Source organism: Streptomyces sp. NPDC102490, assembly GCF_044765285.1.
Classification (GTDB): Bacteria; Actinomycetota; Actinomycetes; order Streptomycetales; family Streptomycetaceae; genus Streptomyces.
Genome location: NZ_JBIWJU010000001.1, coordinates 309,568 through 323,552, shown reverse-complemented (window position 1 = coordinate 323,552; position 13,985 = coordinate 309,568). Strand labels below are relative to the sequence as shown.

Sequence of the window (13,985 nt, the reverse complement as noted above, 5' to 3'; positions counted from 1 at the left end):
AGTGCTGCGGCGCTTCCTCGGATCGGCAGGCAGGCCGAAATCCGTGAACGACACCGCTGCTGACCACAGCCACGCCGACGGTCCCGCGACGGGATCCGCCCAGACCGCGACCTTCTCCAGCGACGCGGACGGGCAGGCGTGGACTCCGCCCACCTGGGAGGAGATCGTCAGCACCCACAGCGGCCGGGTCTACCGCCTCGCCTATCGCCTCACGGGCAACCAGCACGACGCCGAGGACCTCACCCAGGAGGTCTTCGTCCGCGTCTTCAGGTCCCTGTCGACCTACACGCCGGGCACCTTCGAGGGCTGGCTTCACCGCATCACCACCAATCTCTTCCTGGACATGGTCCGCCGCAAGCAGCGCATCCGGTTCGACGCGCTCGGCGACGACGCGGCCGAGCGCCTGCCCAGCAGGGAGCCCACCCCGCAGCAGCTCTTCCACGACGCCCACTTCGACGCGGACGTCCAGCAGGCGCTGGACACCCTCGCGCCCGAGTTCCGTGCCGCCGTCGTCCTGTGCGACATCGAGGGGCTGTCGTACGAGGAAATCGCCGCGACCCTCGGCGTCAAGCTCGGCACGGTCCGCTCTCGCATCCACCGCGGCCGTTCCCAGCTGCGCAAGGCGCTCGCGCACCGTTCCCCCAAGGCGCGGGCCGACCGCCGCTCGTTCGCGGCCGGTGTCCCCGCACTGGGAGGAGGGGGCACGAGCGCGTGAGCGGATCACGGCCTGAGACCGAGGGACACCTCGCAGAGCAGCACCTGGGAGACCGACTCTCCGCCCTGGTGGACGGAGAGCTCGGTCATGACGCGCGTGAGCGCGTGCTGGCGCACGTGGCGACCTGCCCGAAGTGCAAGGCGGAGGTCGACGCCCAGCGCCGGTTGAAGAACGTGTTCGCGGAAGCGGCCCCGCCGGCCCCCTCCGAGAGCTTCCTCGCCCGCCTCCAGGGACTCCCCGGCGGCGGTGACACGGACGGTGGCGGCCCGCCGCTCGCCGGACTGACCGGAGGCTTCGGCACGTCCGCGAGCCCCGGCGTCCTCGGCCCGAGGCGGGGCGAGCGGTTCGAGTTCGACTACGTCCGCGCCCGGTCGCACGCCTCGGTGCTGCCGCACTCCCCGTCGGGGCGCGGCTTCCGGATCCACGACGTGCACCGGCAGGAGTCCGACCGTTCGGCCTCCCGCGGGCTGCGGTTCGCCTTCGTCGCCGCCGGAGCGGTGTCGCTGGCCGCGATCGCGCTGGGCGGTGTCACCCTCGGCACCCCGGACACCACCACCGAGGCACGCGGCTCGGGCAGCGGCAGCAACGTGACGCCGCTGCGCACCCCGGGCGCGGCCGCGGCCACCGGCTCCGAGAGCCAGCGCCGCCGCACGGTCGGTCCGCTGCTCGGGCAGGGCCAGCGGGCACGGGGCGACACCCCCGTCGCGCCCACCAGCGCCTCCGCGCCGTTGCTGCCCGGGATGCCGGCCCCCGCCGGGAGCGAGGCACGGCAGCAGGCCGTCCGGGCGCTGACCGCTCCGGTGACGGCCGGTGCCGCCGTCATGTCCCCGCTGATACGTCCGCTGGAAGCCGTTCCGCCGCTCCCCCTGAGCTCCTGGTCGAAGGCCCCCGAGGTCAGGCCGCCCGGCCTGCTCACCGCCCCCGACCCGGTGCCGTCCCCCTACCCCGCGGCTTCCCCGGCCGCCTCCTACCCTCCGGTTCGCTGACGGGATCTGCGCGCCGGTCCGCGAACCTGATTGAATCCGGGGTGGCGCCAGAGCCCTTGGAGCCGACGATCTGCGGCCAGCTGCGGGGGAGAACATGAACGAGGGGAAGCCCACGAAGGCGAAGTGGTGGAGTCGTCCCCGCTCGTCCGAAGACGCACCCGACGGCGACTTCGAACTGGAACGCCCCCGCCCGAACCCCACCGCGGGCACGGGCACGGCCACCGACGGGGGCGACTTCGAGCTGGAACGCCCGGCGCCGCCCCGCCCGACCGACGAGGGCGACTACGAACTGGACCTCCCCCGGCCCGAGCACCCCGAACCGACGGACGCCGGTGGGCTTCTTCGGGACGGTCGGTCGGGAGCCGACGTCCCCGAGCCGGCCGACGCCGGTCTGCCTCGGCAGGGGGACCGGCGCGCTGTCCCGGCCCAGGACGCCGTTCCGGCCGAGGACGTGAGCTCAAGGGCCCACGCGGCGACCGGCTCCGCCCCGTCCGCCGACACCGCGCCCGCCGCCGAGCGGCCCAAGCCGCTGCACGAACCCGACCCGTACAGCACCCCGCCGTACGGTGAGCCGGGCCCCTGGGCCCCCGCTCCGCCGGTCCAGCACCCGGCGACCACGCCCGCGCACGGCACGGCGACGACGGCCCCGCACGCGCCCGGCACGCCTGCACCGGCGGCCACGCCCGCGTCCGGCTCGCCTGCACCGGCGGCCACGCCCGCGTCCGGCTCGCCTGCACCGGCGGCCACGCACGCGCCCGGCACGGCGACGGCGGCCCCGCACGCGCCCGGCTCGCCCGCACCGGCGGCCCCGCACGCGCCCGGCACGCCTGCACCGGCGGCCCCGCCCGCGCACGGCACGGCGACGGCAGCCCCGCACGCGTCCGGCACACCCGCACCGGAGACCCCGCCCGCGCCCCATACGCCCGCACCGGCGACCCCGCACTCCCCGGTGCTTCCCGCGAGCGCGTCGTCCGGGTCGCCGCCTCCGGGTGCGGTGCCCGACCCGGCGTTCGCGGATGCCCCGCCTCCGGTGCCGCGGGCCGGGCAGGACCAGCACCCGGCGGCGGCCGCCCCGGCGCACGACGCGCCGCCCCCCGCCGCCACCCCGGCGCACGACGCAACGCCCCCCGCCGCCGTCCCGGCGTATGACACGACGCCCCCCGGCGCCGCCCCGGCCCCCGACCCGTGGGCGGGGCCGGCGACCCCGGGGGCCGCTGCCGAACCCACCGCCGATCCGTGGGGGCGTTACGACCCCTGGGCCGCCTCCGCCCAGCTTCACGACGTGGCCGAGCGTGCGCCGAAGCGGCGACGTCGGCCGGGTGCGAAGGTGCTCGTCGGCGGGGCGCTGCTCATCGCCCTGGTCTCCGGCGGCATCGGCGGCGTCGTGGGCGCCCACCTGGAGCGGAACGGCGGCGTGGGCACCGTGGAGCTGCCCCAGGCCGGACCCGAGGCGGCCGGGCGGGACCCGGACAGCGTCGCCGGCATCGCCGCGCGCGCCCTGCCCAGCGTGGTGACCCTGCACGTGAGCGGCAGCGAGGCGGCCGGCACCGGCACCGGGTTCGTCCTCGACGACCGGGGCCACATCCTGACCAACAACCACGTCGTGGAGCCCGCGGGCTCCGGCGGCGAGATCACCGTGACCTTCAACAGCGGCGACACCGCCGAGGCCACCGTCGTCGGCCGGGACAGCGGGTACGACCTCGCCGTGGTGAAGGTCAAGGGCGTCAGCGGCCTCACCCCGATGCCCCTCGGCAACTCCGACAACGTGCGCGTCGGCGACCCCGTCGTCGCCATCGGCGCCCCCTTCGACCTGGCCGGCACGGTCACCTCCGGCATCATCAGCGCCAAGGAACGGCCCATCACCGCGGGCGGCGAGGAGGGCGAGGGCAGCGACGTCTCGTACGTCGACGCCCTGCAGACCGACGCGCCCATCAACCCCGGCAACTCCGGCGGTCCGCTCCTGGACGCGCGGGGCCGGGCCATCGGCATCAACTCCGCCATCCGCTCCGCCGACAGCGGCAGCGCCGAGTCGGATGGCGGCCAGGCCGGTTCCATAGGGCTCGGCTTCGCCATCCCCGTCAACCAGGGCAAACGCGTCGCCGAGGAACTGATCAACACCGGCAAGGCCACCCACCCGGTCATCGGCATCACCCTCGACATGAACTACACGGGCGACGGCGCCCGCGTGAGCGCCAAGGACGGCGACGGCGGCCCCGCGGTCACCACCGGCGGCCCCGGCGCGAAGGCCGGCATCAAGCCCGGGGACGTGATCACCGCGGTCGACGGGCAGCGCGTGCACTCCGGCGAGGAACTCATCGTCAAGACCCGCGCCCACCGCCCCGGAGACCGCCTGGAACTGACCCTGGAACGCGACGGCAAGGAGACCGAGGTCTCACTGGTGCTCGGCTCCTCCGGCGGTGACTGACCCCGGGGAAGGTCCGACAAGGCGCCAGGAAGGCAAACAATTCGGAAAGCGCTCACGTACACCCACTCGGGGCTCACGGGACGGTACCGGTCGGACGGGATCGACGGGTACCGTGGTGGCGGCCCGGACATCCCAAGGAGCTTCAGGTGTTCAATGACATAGGCGCACTAGAGCTGGTGACGCTCGTCGTCCTCGCCGTGCTCGTCTTCGGTCCGGACAAGCTCCCCAAGGTCATCCAGGACGTGACGCGCACCATCCGGAAGATCCGGGAGTTCTCGGACAGCGCCAAGCAGGACATCCGCCAGGAGCTGGGCCCCGAGTTCAAGGACTTCGAGTTCGAGGACCTCAACCCCAAGACGTTCCTCCGCAAGCAGCTGGACAACGACGAGCTGGGGCTCAAGGAGATCCGCAACGGCTTCGACCTGAAGAAGGAGATGGCTGAGGTCACCGACGCGGTCCACGGCCGTGACACGGAGCCCTCGTCCTCCGGCTCGTCGTCCTCCGGCTCGGGCGGCGGTCGTATCGACATGTCGAAGAAGCCCGAGACGCCCGGGAAGACCGGCAAGCCCGCCGACGACCGTCCGCCCTTCGACATGGACGCCACCTGATCCCACCCCGCGTCCGGCCCCGCGGACCGCGAACGTGACGTGTCTCATACTCCGGACGGGGCGCACAGGCCCCGAAGGCGACGCCCGCGCGGCCCACGCGCCGGGCGATTTCCCGGCTGCCGCCAGTGGGATGGCTATGCTGCCCGAGTTGTTGTGCGGACCGGACGAGTGCGCCCGAAGGGGGGCGGGCCGTGCCGGCCCGACGAGAGCGAGGAGGCGTCCGGGCACATGGAGACGACGAGTCGGGCAGTCGCGCAGGCGCCGGCCGCGGAGGGCGGACCACAGTCCCCCTCCGGCCGGCGTACGGTCGACGGCTACCTGCGTGCGCCCTTCCCGTGGTACGGCCTCGACGAGGCCTTCACGGGACGGCGCTGGCTGATGCAGATCGGTACGGCGGCCGACGGGGCCGTGGAACACGGCTCGATCGGGCACGGCGACGAACCGTCGGTCCGCAACGAGCACGTGGCCGGCGACGAGCAGGACGCCAAGGAGAAGTTCGCGGTCGTCGTGACCGTCGCGGCCAACCCCGACCGGCGCAGCGCCGACGGCACCGGCCTGCTGGAGGCCACCTCGGTGTCCTCGGCGGCCTGGCTCGCCGGAGTGGGGCTGCTGTCCTTCACCTGGCCCGGCCAGATGGACCACTCGCTGCGCGACGACTGGCTGGAGCAGCAGACGGAGACCGCCTGGGTCCTCGCGGACGACCTCGACGGCGAGGACTGGACGACGCTGTCCCTGCCGGTGGACGGCGTGCCGACGCCCTTCCACTACCGGGAGTCCGAGTTCGGCTGGGTGCTGGCCGGCTCGACCGAGCAGGGCGTGCACCTCGGCGCGTACGGGCGGGGCATGAGCGCGTACGGGCTGGCCTTCGCCGTCGTCAAGGACATCGCCGCGTACGCCTAGCCGGCCGCGGGTACGACGAAGGGCGCCGTCCCGGCGGACGGCGCCCTTCGTCGTACCCGTGTACCGGGTGTCCCGTACGGGACGTCAGAACTTGTTCTTCGGCGTGATCCCCAGCGACAGCCCCGAAAGGCCGCGCTGCCGGCCGCCGAGCTTGCCCGCGATCGAGCGCAGCGCCGCGCCCGCCGGGGAGTCCGGGTCGGACAGCACGACGGGCTTGCCCTCGTCGCCGCCCTCGCGCAGCCGGACGTCGATCGGGATGGCGCCGAGGACCGGCACCGACGCCCCGGTCGTGCGGGTGAGGCCGTCGGCGACCGTCTGACCGCCGCCGGTGCCGAACACGTCGACCATCTCGCCGCAGTGCGGGCAGGGCAGCCCGGACATGTTCTCCACCACGCCGACGATCTTCTGGTGGGTCTGCACGGCGATCGCGCCGGCCCGCTCCGCCACCTCGGCGGCGGCCTGCTGAGGGGTCGTCACGACCAGGATCTCGGCGTTCGGCACCAGCTGCGCCACCGAGATCGCGATGTCGCCGGTGCCGGGCGGCAGGTCGAGCAGCAGGACGTCCAGGTCGCCCCAGTACACGTCGGCCAGGAACTGCTGGAGCGCGCGGTGCAGCATCGGGCCGCGCCAGACGACCGGCGCGTTGCCCGGGGTGAACATGCCGATCGAGATGACCTTCACCCCGTGGGCCGAAGGCGGCATGATCATGTTCTCGACCTGGGTGGGACGCCCGTCGGCGCCCAGCATGCGCGGCACCGAGTGGCCGTAGATGTCGGCGTCGACGACACCGACCTTCAGACCGTCGGCCGCCATCGAGGCCGCCAGGTTCACCGTCACCGAGGACTTGCCGACGCCGCCCTTGCCGGACGCCACCGCGTACACCCGGGTCAGGCTGCCCGGCTTGGCGAAGGGCACCTCGCGCTCGGTCTGGCCGCCGCGCAGGGCGGTGGCCAGCTCCTTGCGCTGCTCGTCGCTCATCACGTCCAGCTCGACGTCGACGCGCGTGACGCCGTCGACCCGCGAGACCGCCTCCGTCACGCGCTGCGTGATCGTGTCCCGCATGGGGCAGCCGGAGACCGTCAGGTACACGGCGACCGCGACCGCTCCGTCCGCGCCGATCTCCACCGACTTGACCATCCCCAGCTCGGTGATGGGCCGGTTGATCTCGGGGTCGTTCACCGTCGCCAGTGCTTCGCGCACCGCGTCTTCCGTAGCCATAGACACGATGGTACGGCGCCGCCCATGGGGCGCGGAAAGCCCCGTCAGCGGTCGTGTACGTCACGCCCCGCGGGCCGATCCGCCGGGAATACGCCGCGGTCGGCGTGGTGGCCGTTCTGCCGCTCCTGAAGGTCCTTGACGAGGTCCTGGAGCTCGGAGCGGATCCAGTCCCGCGTCGCGACCTCGCCGAGCCCGATGCGCAGGGCGGCGATCTCCCGGGTCAGGTACTCGGTGTCCGCGATCGACCGTTCGTTCTGCTTGCGGTCCTGCTCCAGGTTGACCCGGTCCCGGTCGTCCTGCCGGTTCTGCGCGAGCAGGATCAGCGGCGCGGCGTAGGAGGCCTGGAGCGACAGCATCAGCGTGAGGAAGATGAACGGGTACTCGTCGAAGCGCAGCCCGCTCGGGGCCGACACGTTCCACACCACCCACAGGATGATGACGACCGTCATCCAGACGATGAACCGCCCGGTGCCCAGGAAGCGCGCGACGCGCTCCGACAGCCGGCCGAAGGACTCCGGGTCCCACTCGGGCAGCAGCCTGCGGCGCGGCGGACGCGGCTGGTCCAGGCGGGTCCGGGCGCGGGAGGACGCGGTCGCCCCCGACGTGGCGCGCTCCCGGGCCGTCGTCTCGCGCTCAGGCGCCATCGGAGCCCACCTCCCCCGTCGTCTCGTCCAGGTGGTACTCGGTCTCCCGCCAGTCGTCGGGCAGCATGTGGTCCAGTACGTCGTCCACGGTGACCGCGCCGAGCAGCGCCCCCGAGTCGTCGACGACGGGCGCCGCGACCATGTCGTACGCGGCGAAGAACCCGGCGACCACGGGCAGCGCGGCGTCCGGCTCCAGGGGTTGCAGGTCGTCGTCGAGGATCGAGCCGACCAGCGTGTACGGCGGGTCGCGCAGCAGGCGCTGGAAGTGGACCGTGCCCAGGTACTTGCCGGTCGGCGTCTCCTCGGGCGGCCGGCAGACGTAGATCTGGGCGGCGTGCGCCGGGGACAGGTCGGGGTGGCGGATGCGGGCCAGGGCGTCGGCGACGGTCGCGTCGGGCCGCAGCACGATCGGCTCGGTCGTCATCAGACCGCCGGCCGTGTGCTCCTCGTACGCCATCAGGCGCCGCATGTCGGCCGCGTCGTCGGGCTGCATCAGGCTCAGCAGCCGTTCCTTGTCCGCCTCGGGCAGCTCGCCGAGCAGGTCGGCCGCGTCGTCGGGGTCCATCGCCTCCAGGACGTCCGCGGCGCGCTCCTCCTTCAGCTTGCCGAGGATCTCGATCTGGTCGTCCTCGGGCAGCTCCTCCAGCACGTCGGCCAGGCGGTCGTCGTCGAGCGCGGCGGCGACCTCGGCGCGGCGCTTGGCGGACAGGTGGTGCAGGACGTTGGCGAGGTCGGCGGGGCGCAGCTGCTCGAAGGTGGCCAGCAGGTTCTCGGCGCCCTGCCCCTGCTCCTCCACGGAGAAGCCGGTGACGCCGGACCACTCCACGGTCAGCGTCTCGCCCTTGTTGCGGCGGAAGGCGCCGCCCTTGCGGCCCTTGCGGACGAAGACCTTGTCGATCTCCCAGTCCCGGCGGGCGGGCAACTGCTGCACCGACAGGTCGAGCACCGTGACCTCCTCACCCGTCTCGGCGAGCGTGACGCGCCGGTCGAGCAGCTCGCCGAAGACGAGGCGCTCGGTGGGCCGCTGCTCGAAGCGCCGGACGTTGACCACGCCGGTGGTGATGACCTGGCCGGACTCGATGCCGGTGACCCGGGTCATGGGCAGGAAGATCCGGCGGCGGGTGGTGAGTTCGACGACCAGGCCCAGCACCCGCGGGGGTTTGCGGGCCACGCGGAGCATGACGACCAGATCGCGCACGCGTCCCACCTGGTCGCCGGCCGGGTCGAAGACGGCGATGCCGGAGAGATGGGAGACGAAGATCCGGGGGGCGCCCGCTGCCATGGCCGCGGCCTCCTTTCCTTCCGCTGCGCGGAGTCGGGTGGGAGTGCGTGAAAGTCGAGTGGGAGTGCGTGAAGGCTGATGCGTACGGTGTCTCTTTTCCGAATTGCCCGCTCGGACGCGCTTCAGGCTAGCCCGTCCCCATCGGCCTCGCCCTGGTGGCCGGTCCGGACGGACTGGCTCCGTCCGCCCCGCACGGCCCCGGTACGCTGCGCCCTGGCCCGGTCGGTTCGCCGCCGACGTCCGTCGGCCCCGTGTCCGCCCTGTCAGAAAGGCAGTTCCTCCCGTGTCTGTGACTCCCCGGCGCCGAATCCGCAGGGCCGCCTGGCTGGGCGCGGTGTGCGCCCTGGCCGTGGCGGGAGCCGGGCTGACGGGATGCGGCGGCGAGGACCCCGACGCGGGCACCAACGGCCTCGGGAAGCTCCCGGCGGACGAGATCCAGGCGAAGGCGAGCACGGCCGCGCAGGCCGCCGGCACGGTCCGCCTGCACGGCACGGTGGACGCCGGCGGCAACAGGTACACCCTCGACATGCGGCTGAAGGCCGACGGAGGGACCGGGTCGGTCGCCGCCGAGGGGACGACGTTCGGACTGCTGCGCGTGGGCGAGCAGCTCTTCCTCAAGGCCGACGCCGGGTTCTGGAGCCATGACGGCGGCGACGCCAAGGCCGCCGACAAGCTCGCCGGCAAGTACGTGAAGGTGCCGCAGAGCGACCCCGTGTACAAGAAGTTCAGCGGCTTCACGGACAAGGACGTCCTCCTCGGCGGTCTGCTGACCCTGCACGGCACGGTGAAGACGGACGGCCGCCACGAGCAGGCGGGCGTGCGCACCATCCGGATCGCCGGCGACGACGGCGCCGGCGGCTCGCTGGACGTCTCCCTGGAGGGCACGCCGTACCCGCTGCGCCTGGTGCGGGCGGGCAGCGCGGGCACGATCGGCTTCTCGGACTGGAACAAGGACTTCGCGCTGGAGCAGCCGGCCAAGGACGACACCCTGGACTACGGCAGGCAGCTGCCGACGTCCTGAGGCGTCCTGGGGACATCAGCGCCGTTTGCGGCGCTTCAGCAGCAGGCGCGGTAGCCCGGCCGGCACCGGCTGCCGGGTCGTCGCGGGGCTCGGCAGCGGCGCCTCGGCCAGCGAGGCGTCGGGCAGCGGCGCCGTGCTCCCCGTCGGCTCCAGGCGCAGCACCCGGCACTCGCGGGCCCAGCGGTCGGTCATGGCCTCGCCGTCCGGGGCGTTCAGCCGCTTGCCCTTGAGGTCGCCGACGGCCGCCTGCCACGCCTCGGAACCGGACGGCAGCTCCACGACCCGGGCGGCCCACGAGACCAGCCGGCCGCCCTTGTCCTTGCTGCGCACCGTCACCTCGGCCGCGACCCCGTCGGCCAGGCCCGGCAGCGGCTGCTCGCCGGGCCCGTCGCCGACGACGCAGGCCGCGCCCTCGTGCCAGACGTGCCACAGCGCCCGGGCGGGCACCCCGGGGCCCGTGACCCAGATGAGGCCGGACTTCTTGGTGGCCTCCTCGACGAGGGCCTGGTCGAGCAGCTCGCGTGTCATGCGGTCAGCCTATCCAGGGGCCCGGGGGCGGGTTCAGAGCCAGCCGTTGCGCTTGAGCGTGCGGTGGATGCCCAGGCAGAGCGCGACCGTGACGGACAGGACCAGCGGGTAGCCGAACTTCCAGTGGGTCTCCGGCATGTAGTCGAAGTTCATGCCGTACACCCCGCACACCATCGTCGGCACGGCGATGATCGCGGCCCACGAGGTGATCTTGCGCATGTCCTCGTTCTGCGCCACGGACGCCTGGGCCAGGTTGGCCTGGAGGATGGAGTTCAGCAGTTCGTCGAAGCCGATGACCTGCTCCTGCACCCGCGCCACGTGGTCGGCGACGTCCCGGAAGTACTTCTGGATCTCCGGGTCGATCAGCCGCATCGGCCGCTCGCTGAGCAGCTGCATGGGCCGCAGCAGCGGCGCCACCGCCCGCTTGAACTCCAGCACCTCGCGCTTGAGTTGGTAGATCCGTCCGGCGTCGGTGCCGCGCGGGGTGCCCTTGCGGCCCGGCGAGAACACCTCCGTCTCGACCTCGTCGATGTCGTCCTGCACCGCGTCGGCGACCGCGATGTAGCCGTCGACGACGTGGTCGGCGATGGCGTGCAGCACCGCGGAGGGGCCCTTGAGCAGCAGCTCGGGGTCCTCCTGGAGGCGGCGGCGCAGCGCCCGCAGCGAGCCCTGCCCGCCGTGCCGGACGGTGATGAAGAAGTCCCGCCCGGTGAAGCACATCACCTCGCCGGTCTCGACGACCTCGCTGTTGGCGGTGAGCTGGTCGTGGTCGACGTAGTGGACGGTCTTGAAGACCGTGAACAGGGAGTCGTCGTAGCGCTCCAGCTTGGGCCGCTGGTGGGCCTGGACCGCGTCCTCCACGGCCAGCGGGTGCAGCCCGAACTCCCGGGCGATACCGGCGAACTCGTCCTCGGTGGGCTCGTGCAGGCCGATCCACACGAACCCGCCGTCGCGGCGCACCTGGCGCATCGCCGTGTGCGGGGTCAGCGGCACGTCGGTCTCGACGCGGGTGCCGTCGCGGTAGACGGCGCAGTCGACGACGGCGGAGGCGGTCGCCGGGTCGCGGGTGGTGTCGTAGGGGCCGCTGTCCTTGCGCAGGGAGACGCGGGACGGGCGGACCGCGGCGCGCAGGTTGTGGATCATCGACATGGCAGGCTCCTTCGCGGCGGGCAGCGAACGAGGCCGGTGACGGGTGGAACCGCCCGGAATGGGGACGTCCTGACCACGCGTGTTCGGCGCGTCCACAAAGCGGGGGGCACCGCACCGTCGCGGTGGCCGTCTACGCTGCTGATTCAGCTGCTGATACGGATCGACGGACATCGCGTCGACGGATCGGATCAGGCAAAACGAGACGAAGTGCTCTTCCGTCAGAAGGCGCGCACGGGAAGCTGCGGCGGAAAGGCCGAAGCAGCTGCGTCAGCGGCGGGAAGAGCGGGTGGTACTGCACGGTCGACTTCGGTCCATGCCGCCCACCTCCTCCGGCCGGTCCCTCGTGAGGGACGATCCATTCCCCTTGTTTGGAGGGGTTCCCCGTAGGGGAGAGTTCACAGCGTCGGGGGCTAGATCGCGACGCGCTGCGTGCTGCCCCGAACCGCTGGCCCACAGTACCAGCCGTGCGACGTGTCAAGGCGCCGCTTTGCCTCATCACGACGAGTTCTATGCTCGCCGCATGGCTGATGTTCTTCCTCTGGTCGAGGCCCGGTTGCACAGCGCGCTGGGCGAGCCGGACGCGCGCGCGGCGGTCACCTTCCTCGGCACCGACCGCATCGAGGTGCTGCGGTTCCCCGCCTCCGGCCAGGAGGGCGACGTCGTCCGCTACGCCACCCTCGGCATGTCGGCCCAGCCCATGGCGGACCCCACGGCCGCGCTCGCCGACCCGGTCAAGGGCCCCCGCGCCGAGCTGGTGCTCTCCGTGCGGGCCGGGGCGGCCGACACCGACAAGGTGCTCCGCCCGCTCGCCGTGCTGGCCGCGTCCCCGCAGGTCGAGGGTGTGATCGTGGCGCCCGGCGCGTCACTCGACGTCGGCGAGCCGCTGTGGCCCGGGGCCCCTTTCACCTCGGTGCTGGTCGCCGAGCCGGGCGGCCTGGTCGAGGACCTGGAGCTGGACGCCCCACTGGACCCCGTACGGTTCCTGCCGCTGCTGCCGATGACGCCGAACGAGGCCGCCTGGAAGCGCGTGCACGGCGCGCCCGCCCTCCAGGAGCGCTGGCTGAACCACGGAACGGACCTGCGCGATCCGTCCCGCAGGTCCGTTCCGCTGGACTGACGCGCCCAGTGGTCGAGTGACGTAACTCACCGGTTCCCCGCGTCAGTTGGCGAAGACCGTGACCGAGTCCTCGCTCGCGTGCCGCGGCTCCAGCTCCTCCGCCTCGTGGGTGAGCGCGCGGCGGCGTACGACGACCACGACCGCGCCGAGCAGGGCGGTCACCGCGGCCACCACGAACGGGATGTGGACGTCGGTCCACTCCTCGATCTTCGGCGCGAAGTAGGGGGCGGCCGCCGCGGCGAACCAGCGCACGAAGTTGTAGCCCGCGCTGGCCACCGGGCGCGGCGCGTCCGAGACCCCGAGGGCCAGCTCGGTGTAGACGGTGTTGTTCACGCCGATGAACGCGCCGGACAGGATCGTGCAGACGATCGCCGCGGTGTGGTTGCCGTAGCCGAGGACCAGGACGTCGGCCGCGAGCAGCACCAGCGAGCCGCCGAGCACCTTGAGCGAGCCGAAGCGCCGCTGCATGCGCGGCGCCACCAGCACCGAGAAGACGGCGAGCAGCACGCCCCACGCGAAGAACACGGCACCCGACTTGTACGGCGTCATGTTCAGCACGAACGGGGTGAAGGCCAGCACGGTGAAGAACGTGTAGTTGTAGAAGAACGCCGAGACCGCGGCGGAGGCGAGGCCGCCGTGGCCCAGCGCCTTGAGCGGGTCGAGCAGCGAGGTCTTGCGGGCCGGCTTCGGCTGCTCCTTCAGGAACACCGTGATGCACAGGAAGCCGATCGCCATCAGGAAGGCCGTGCCGAAGAACGGGTAACGCCAGCTGGCGTCGCCGAGCAGCGCGCCCAGCAGCGGGCCGCAGGCCATGCCGAGGCCGAGGGCGGACTCGTAGAGCAGGATCGCCGCGGCGCTCCCGCCGACCGCGGCGCCGACGATCACCGCGAGGGCCGTCGAGACGAACAGCGCGTTGCCCAGGCCCCAGCCGGCCCGGTAGCCGACGAGCTGTCCGACGGTGTCGGAGGTCCCGGCGAGGCCCGCGAAGACCACCACGAAGGCCAGGCCGAGCAGCAGGGTCTTGCGGCCGCCGATGCGGCTGGAGACGAAGCCGGTGACCAGCATCGCCAGGGCGGTGATGAGGAAGTACGAGGTGAACAGGAGGGAGACCTGGCCGGCGCTCGCGTCCAGGCCCTTGGCGATGGACGGGAGGATCGGGTCGACGAGCCCGATGCCCATGAAGGCCACCACGGACGCGCCCGCGGTCGCCCACACGGCCTTGGGCTGCCGCAGGATGCCGCCCGCACCCGCGTCGAAGGGGTCCATGCTTGCTCTCCAATACCGAGGGAATTGGTTGGTGTATACACATAGTAAGTTAGGTCTGCTAATTAATGCAACGTACACCTAGTAGCGCGGGGGGCGGGTGGGCCGGCGCCCTTCCGCCCGGATGGG

Annotated in this window: 13 protein-coding genes; 7 read left to right on the top strand and 6 right to left on the bottom strand. The window is 72.8% G+C overall.

All coding sequences use genetic code 11. The features are described from left to right. The first annotated feature begins 43 nt into the window (after positions 1-43). From sigE to ACIRGB_RS01440, 5 genes are all read left to right on the top strand, one after another. The gene (gene sigE, locus ACIRGB_RS01460) at positions 44-715 is read left to right on the top strand and encodes an RNA polymerase sigma factor SigE (RefSeq protein ID WP_385953736.1); all 672 of its coding nucleotides are present in this window, start codon (positions 44-46) and stop codon (positions 713-715) included. After that, on the top strand, positions 712-1,701 hold the full coding sequence (locus tag ACIRGB_RS01455) for a zf-HC2 domain-containing protein (protein ID WP_403857418.1): 990 nt from the start codon (positions 712-714) through the stop codon (positions 1,699-1,701). The genes sigE and ACIRGB_RS01455 overlap by 4 nt, the downstream gene beginning before the upstream one ends. A gap of 94 nt (positions 1,702-1,795) precedes the next feature. Continuing rightward, positions 1,796-4,126: a trypsin-like peptidase domain-containing protein gene (locus tag ACIRGB_RS01450; RefSeq protein ID WP_403857415.1), complete on the top strand. Its 2,331-nt coding sequence runs from the start codon at positions 1,796-1,798 to the stop codon at positions 4,124-4,126. Between the two features lie 146 nt (positions 4,127-4,272). Beyond that, complete coding sequence (locus ACIRGB_RS01445) at positions 4,273-4,734, top strand: sec-independent translocase (RefSeq protein WP_403857412.1); 462 nt, start codon at positions 4,273-4,275, stop codon at positions 4,732-4,734. 228 nt (positions 4,735-4,962) lie between these two features. Continuing rightward, positions 4,963-5,634, top strand: a complete 672-nt coding sequence (locus tag ACIRGB_RS01440; protein WP_164273098.1) for a hypothetical protein — start codon at positions 4,963-4,965, stop codon at positions 5,632-5,634. A gap of 84 nt (positions 5,635-5,718) precedes the next feature. On the opposite strand, the gene ACIRGB_RS01435 is transcribed toward ACIRGB_RS01440, so the two are convergent. Genes ACIRGB_RS01435 through ACIRGB_RS01425 form a run of 3 tightly spaced genes read right to left on the bottom strand, consistent with a single transcriptional unit; the run spans position 5,719 to position 8,778 of the window. Further along, complete coding sequence (locus tag ACIRGB_RS01435) at positions 5,719-6,852, bottom strand: Mrp/NBP35 family ATP-binding protein (RefSeq protein WP_403857409.1); 1,134 nt, start codon at positions 6,850-6,852, stop codon at positions 5,719-5,721. Positions 6,853-6,896: 44 nt separating this feature from the next. Then, complete coding sequence (locus ACIRGB_RS01430; protein ID WP_403857406.1) at positions 6,897-7,496, bottom strand: DUF1003 domain-containing protein; 600 nt, start codon at positions 7,494-7,496, stop codon at positions 6,897-6,899. Next, complete coding sequence (locus ACIRGB_RS01425; protein ID WP_403857403.1) at positions 7,486-8,778, bottom strand: magnesium transporter MgtE N-terminal domain-containing protein; 1,293 nt, start codon at positions 8,776-8,778, stop codon at positions 7,486-7,488. Before ACIRGB_RS01425 ends, ACIRGB_RS01430 begins: the two co-directional genes overlap by 11 nt. 283 nt (positions 8,779-9,061) lie before the next feature. On the opposite strand from ACIRGB_RS01425, the gene ACIRGB_RS01420 reads away from it, so the two are divergent. Continuing rightward, on the top strand, positions 9,062-9,799 hold the full coding sequence (locus tag ACIRGB_RS01420; protein ID WP_403857400.1) for a hypothetical protein: 738 nt from the start codon (positions 9,062-9,064) through the stop codon (positions 9,797-9,799). Positions 9,800-9,814: 15 nt separating this feature from the next. Here ACIRGB_RS01420 and ACIRGB_RS01415 read toward each other — a convergent pair whose 3' ends face one another. Continuing rightward, positions 9,815-10,327 (bottom strand): hypothetical protein, encoded by a 513-nt coding sequence (locus ACIRGB_RS01415; protein ID WP_403857397.1) that lies wholly within the window; start codon positions 10,325-10,327, stop codon positions 9,815-9,817. Between the two features lie 33 nt (positions 10,328-10,360). After that, a complete protein-coding gene (locus ACIRGB_RS01410) occupies positions 10,361-11,476 on the bottom strand; it encodes a magnesium and cobalt transport protein CorA (RefSeq protein WP_403857394.1) in 1,116 nt (371 codons plus the stop codon). Positions 11,477-11,996: 520 nt separating this feature from the next. Between ACIRGB_RS01410 and ACIRGB_RS01405 the strand changes: the two genes are divergently transcribed. After that, positions 11,997-12,593 (top strand): suppressor of fused domain protein, encoded by a 597-nt coding sequence (locus ACIRGB_RS01405; RefSeq protein ID WP_356371467.1) that lies wholly within the window; start codon positions 11,997-11,999, stop codon positions 12,591-12,593. A 42-nt stretch (positions 12,594-12,635) separates the two neighbouring features. Here the strand turns inward: ACIRGB_RS01405 and ACIRGB_RS01400 are convergent, their stop codons facing one another. Continuing rightward, the gene (locus ACIRGB_RS01400) at positions 12,636-13,859 is read right to left on the bottom strand and encodes an MFS transporter (protein WP_403857391.1); all 1,224 of its coding nucleotides are present in this window, start codon (positions 13,857-13,859) and stop codon (positions 12,636-12,638) included. Positions 13,860-13,985 lie beyond the last annotated feature (126 nt).

Bases quoted from the DNA above. Each gene is read 5' to 3' on its own strand.
- ACIRGB_RS01450 (WP_403857415.1), top strand. From the start codon at position 1,796: ATGAACGAGGGGAAGCCCACGAAGGCGAAGTGGTGGAGTCGTCCCCGC.
- ACIRGB_RS01430 (WP_403857406.1), bottom strand. From the start codon at position 7,496: ATGGCGCCTGAGCGCGAGACGACGGCCCGGGAGCGCGCCACGTCGGGG.
- ACIRGB_RS01440 (WP_164273098.1), top strand. From the start codon at position 4,963: ATGGAGACGACGAGTCGGGCAGTCGCGCAGGCGCCGGCCGCGGAGGGC.
- ACIRGB_RS01410 (WP_403857394.1), bottom strand. From the start codon at position 11,476: ATGTCGATGATCCACAACCTGCGCGCCGCGGTCCGCCCGTCCCGCGTC.
- ACIRGB_RS01405 (WP_356371467.1), top strand. From the start codon at position 11,997: ATGGCTGATGTTCTTCCTCTGGTCGAGGCCCGGTTGCACAGCGCGCTG.
- ACIRGB_RS01425 (WP_403857403.1), bottom strand. From the start codon at position 8,778: ATGGCAGCGGGCGCCCCCCGGATCTTCGTCTCCCATCTCTCCGGCATC.
- ACIRGB_RS01435 (WP_403857409.1), bottom strand. From the start codon at position 6,852: ATGGCTACGGAAGACGCGGTGCGCGAAGCACTGGCGACGGTGAACGAC.
- ACIRGB_RS01400 (WP_403857391.1), bottom strand. From the start codon at position 13,859: ATGGACCCCTTCGACGCGGGTGCGGGCGGCATCCTGCGGCAGCCCAAG.
- ACIRGB_RS01415 (WP_403857397.1), bottom strand. From the start codon at position 10,327: ATGACACGCGAGCTGCTCGACCAGGCCCTCGTCGAGGAGGCCACCAAG.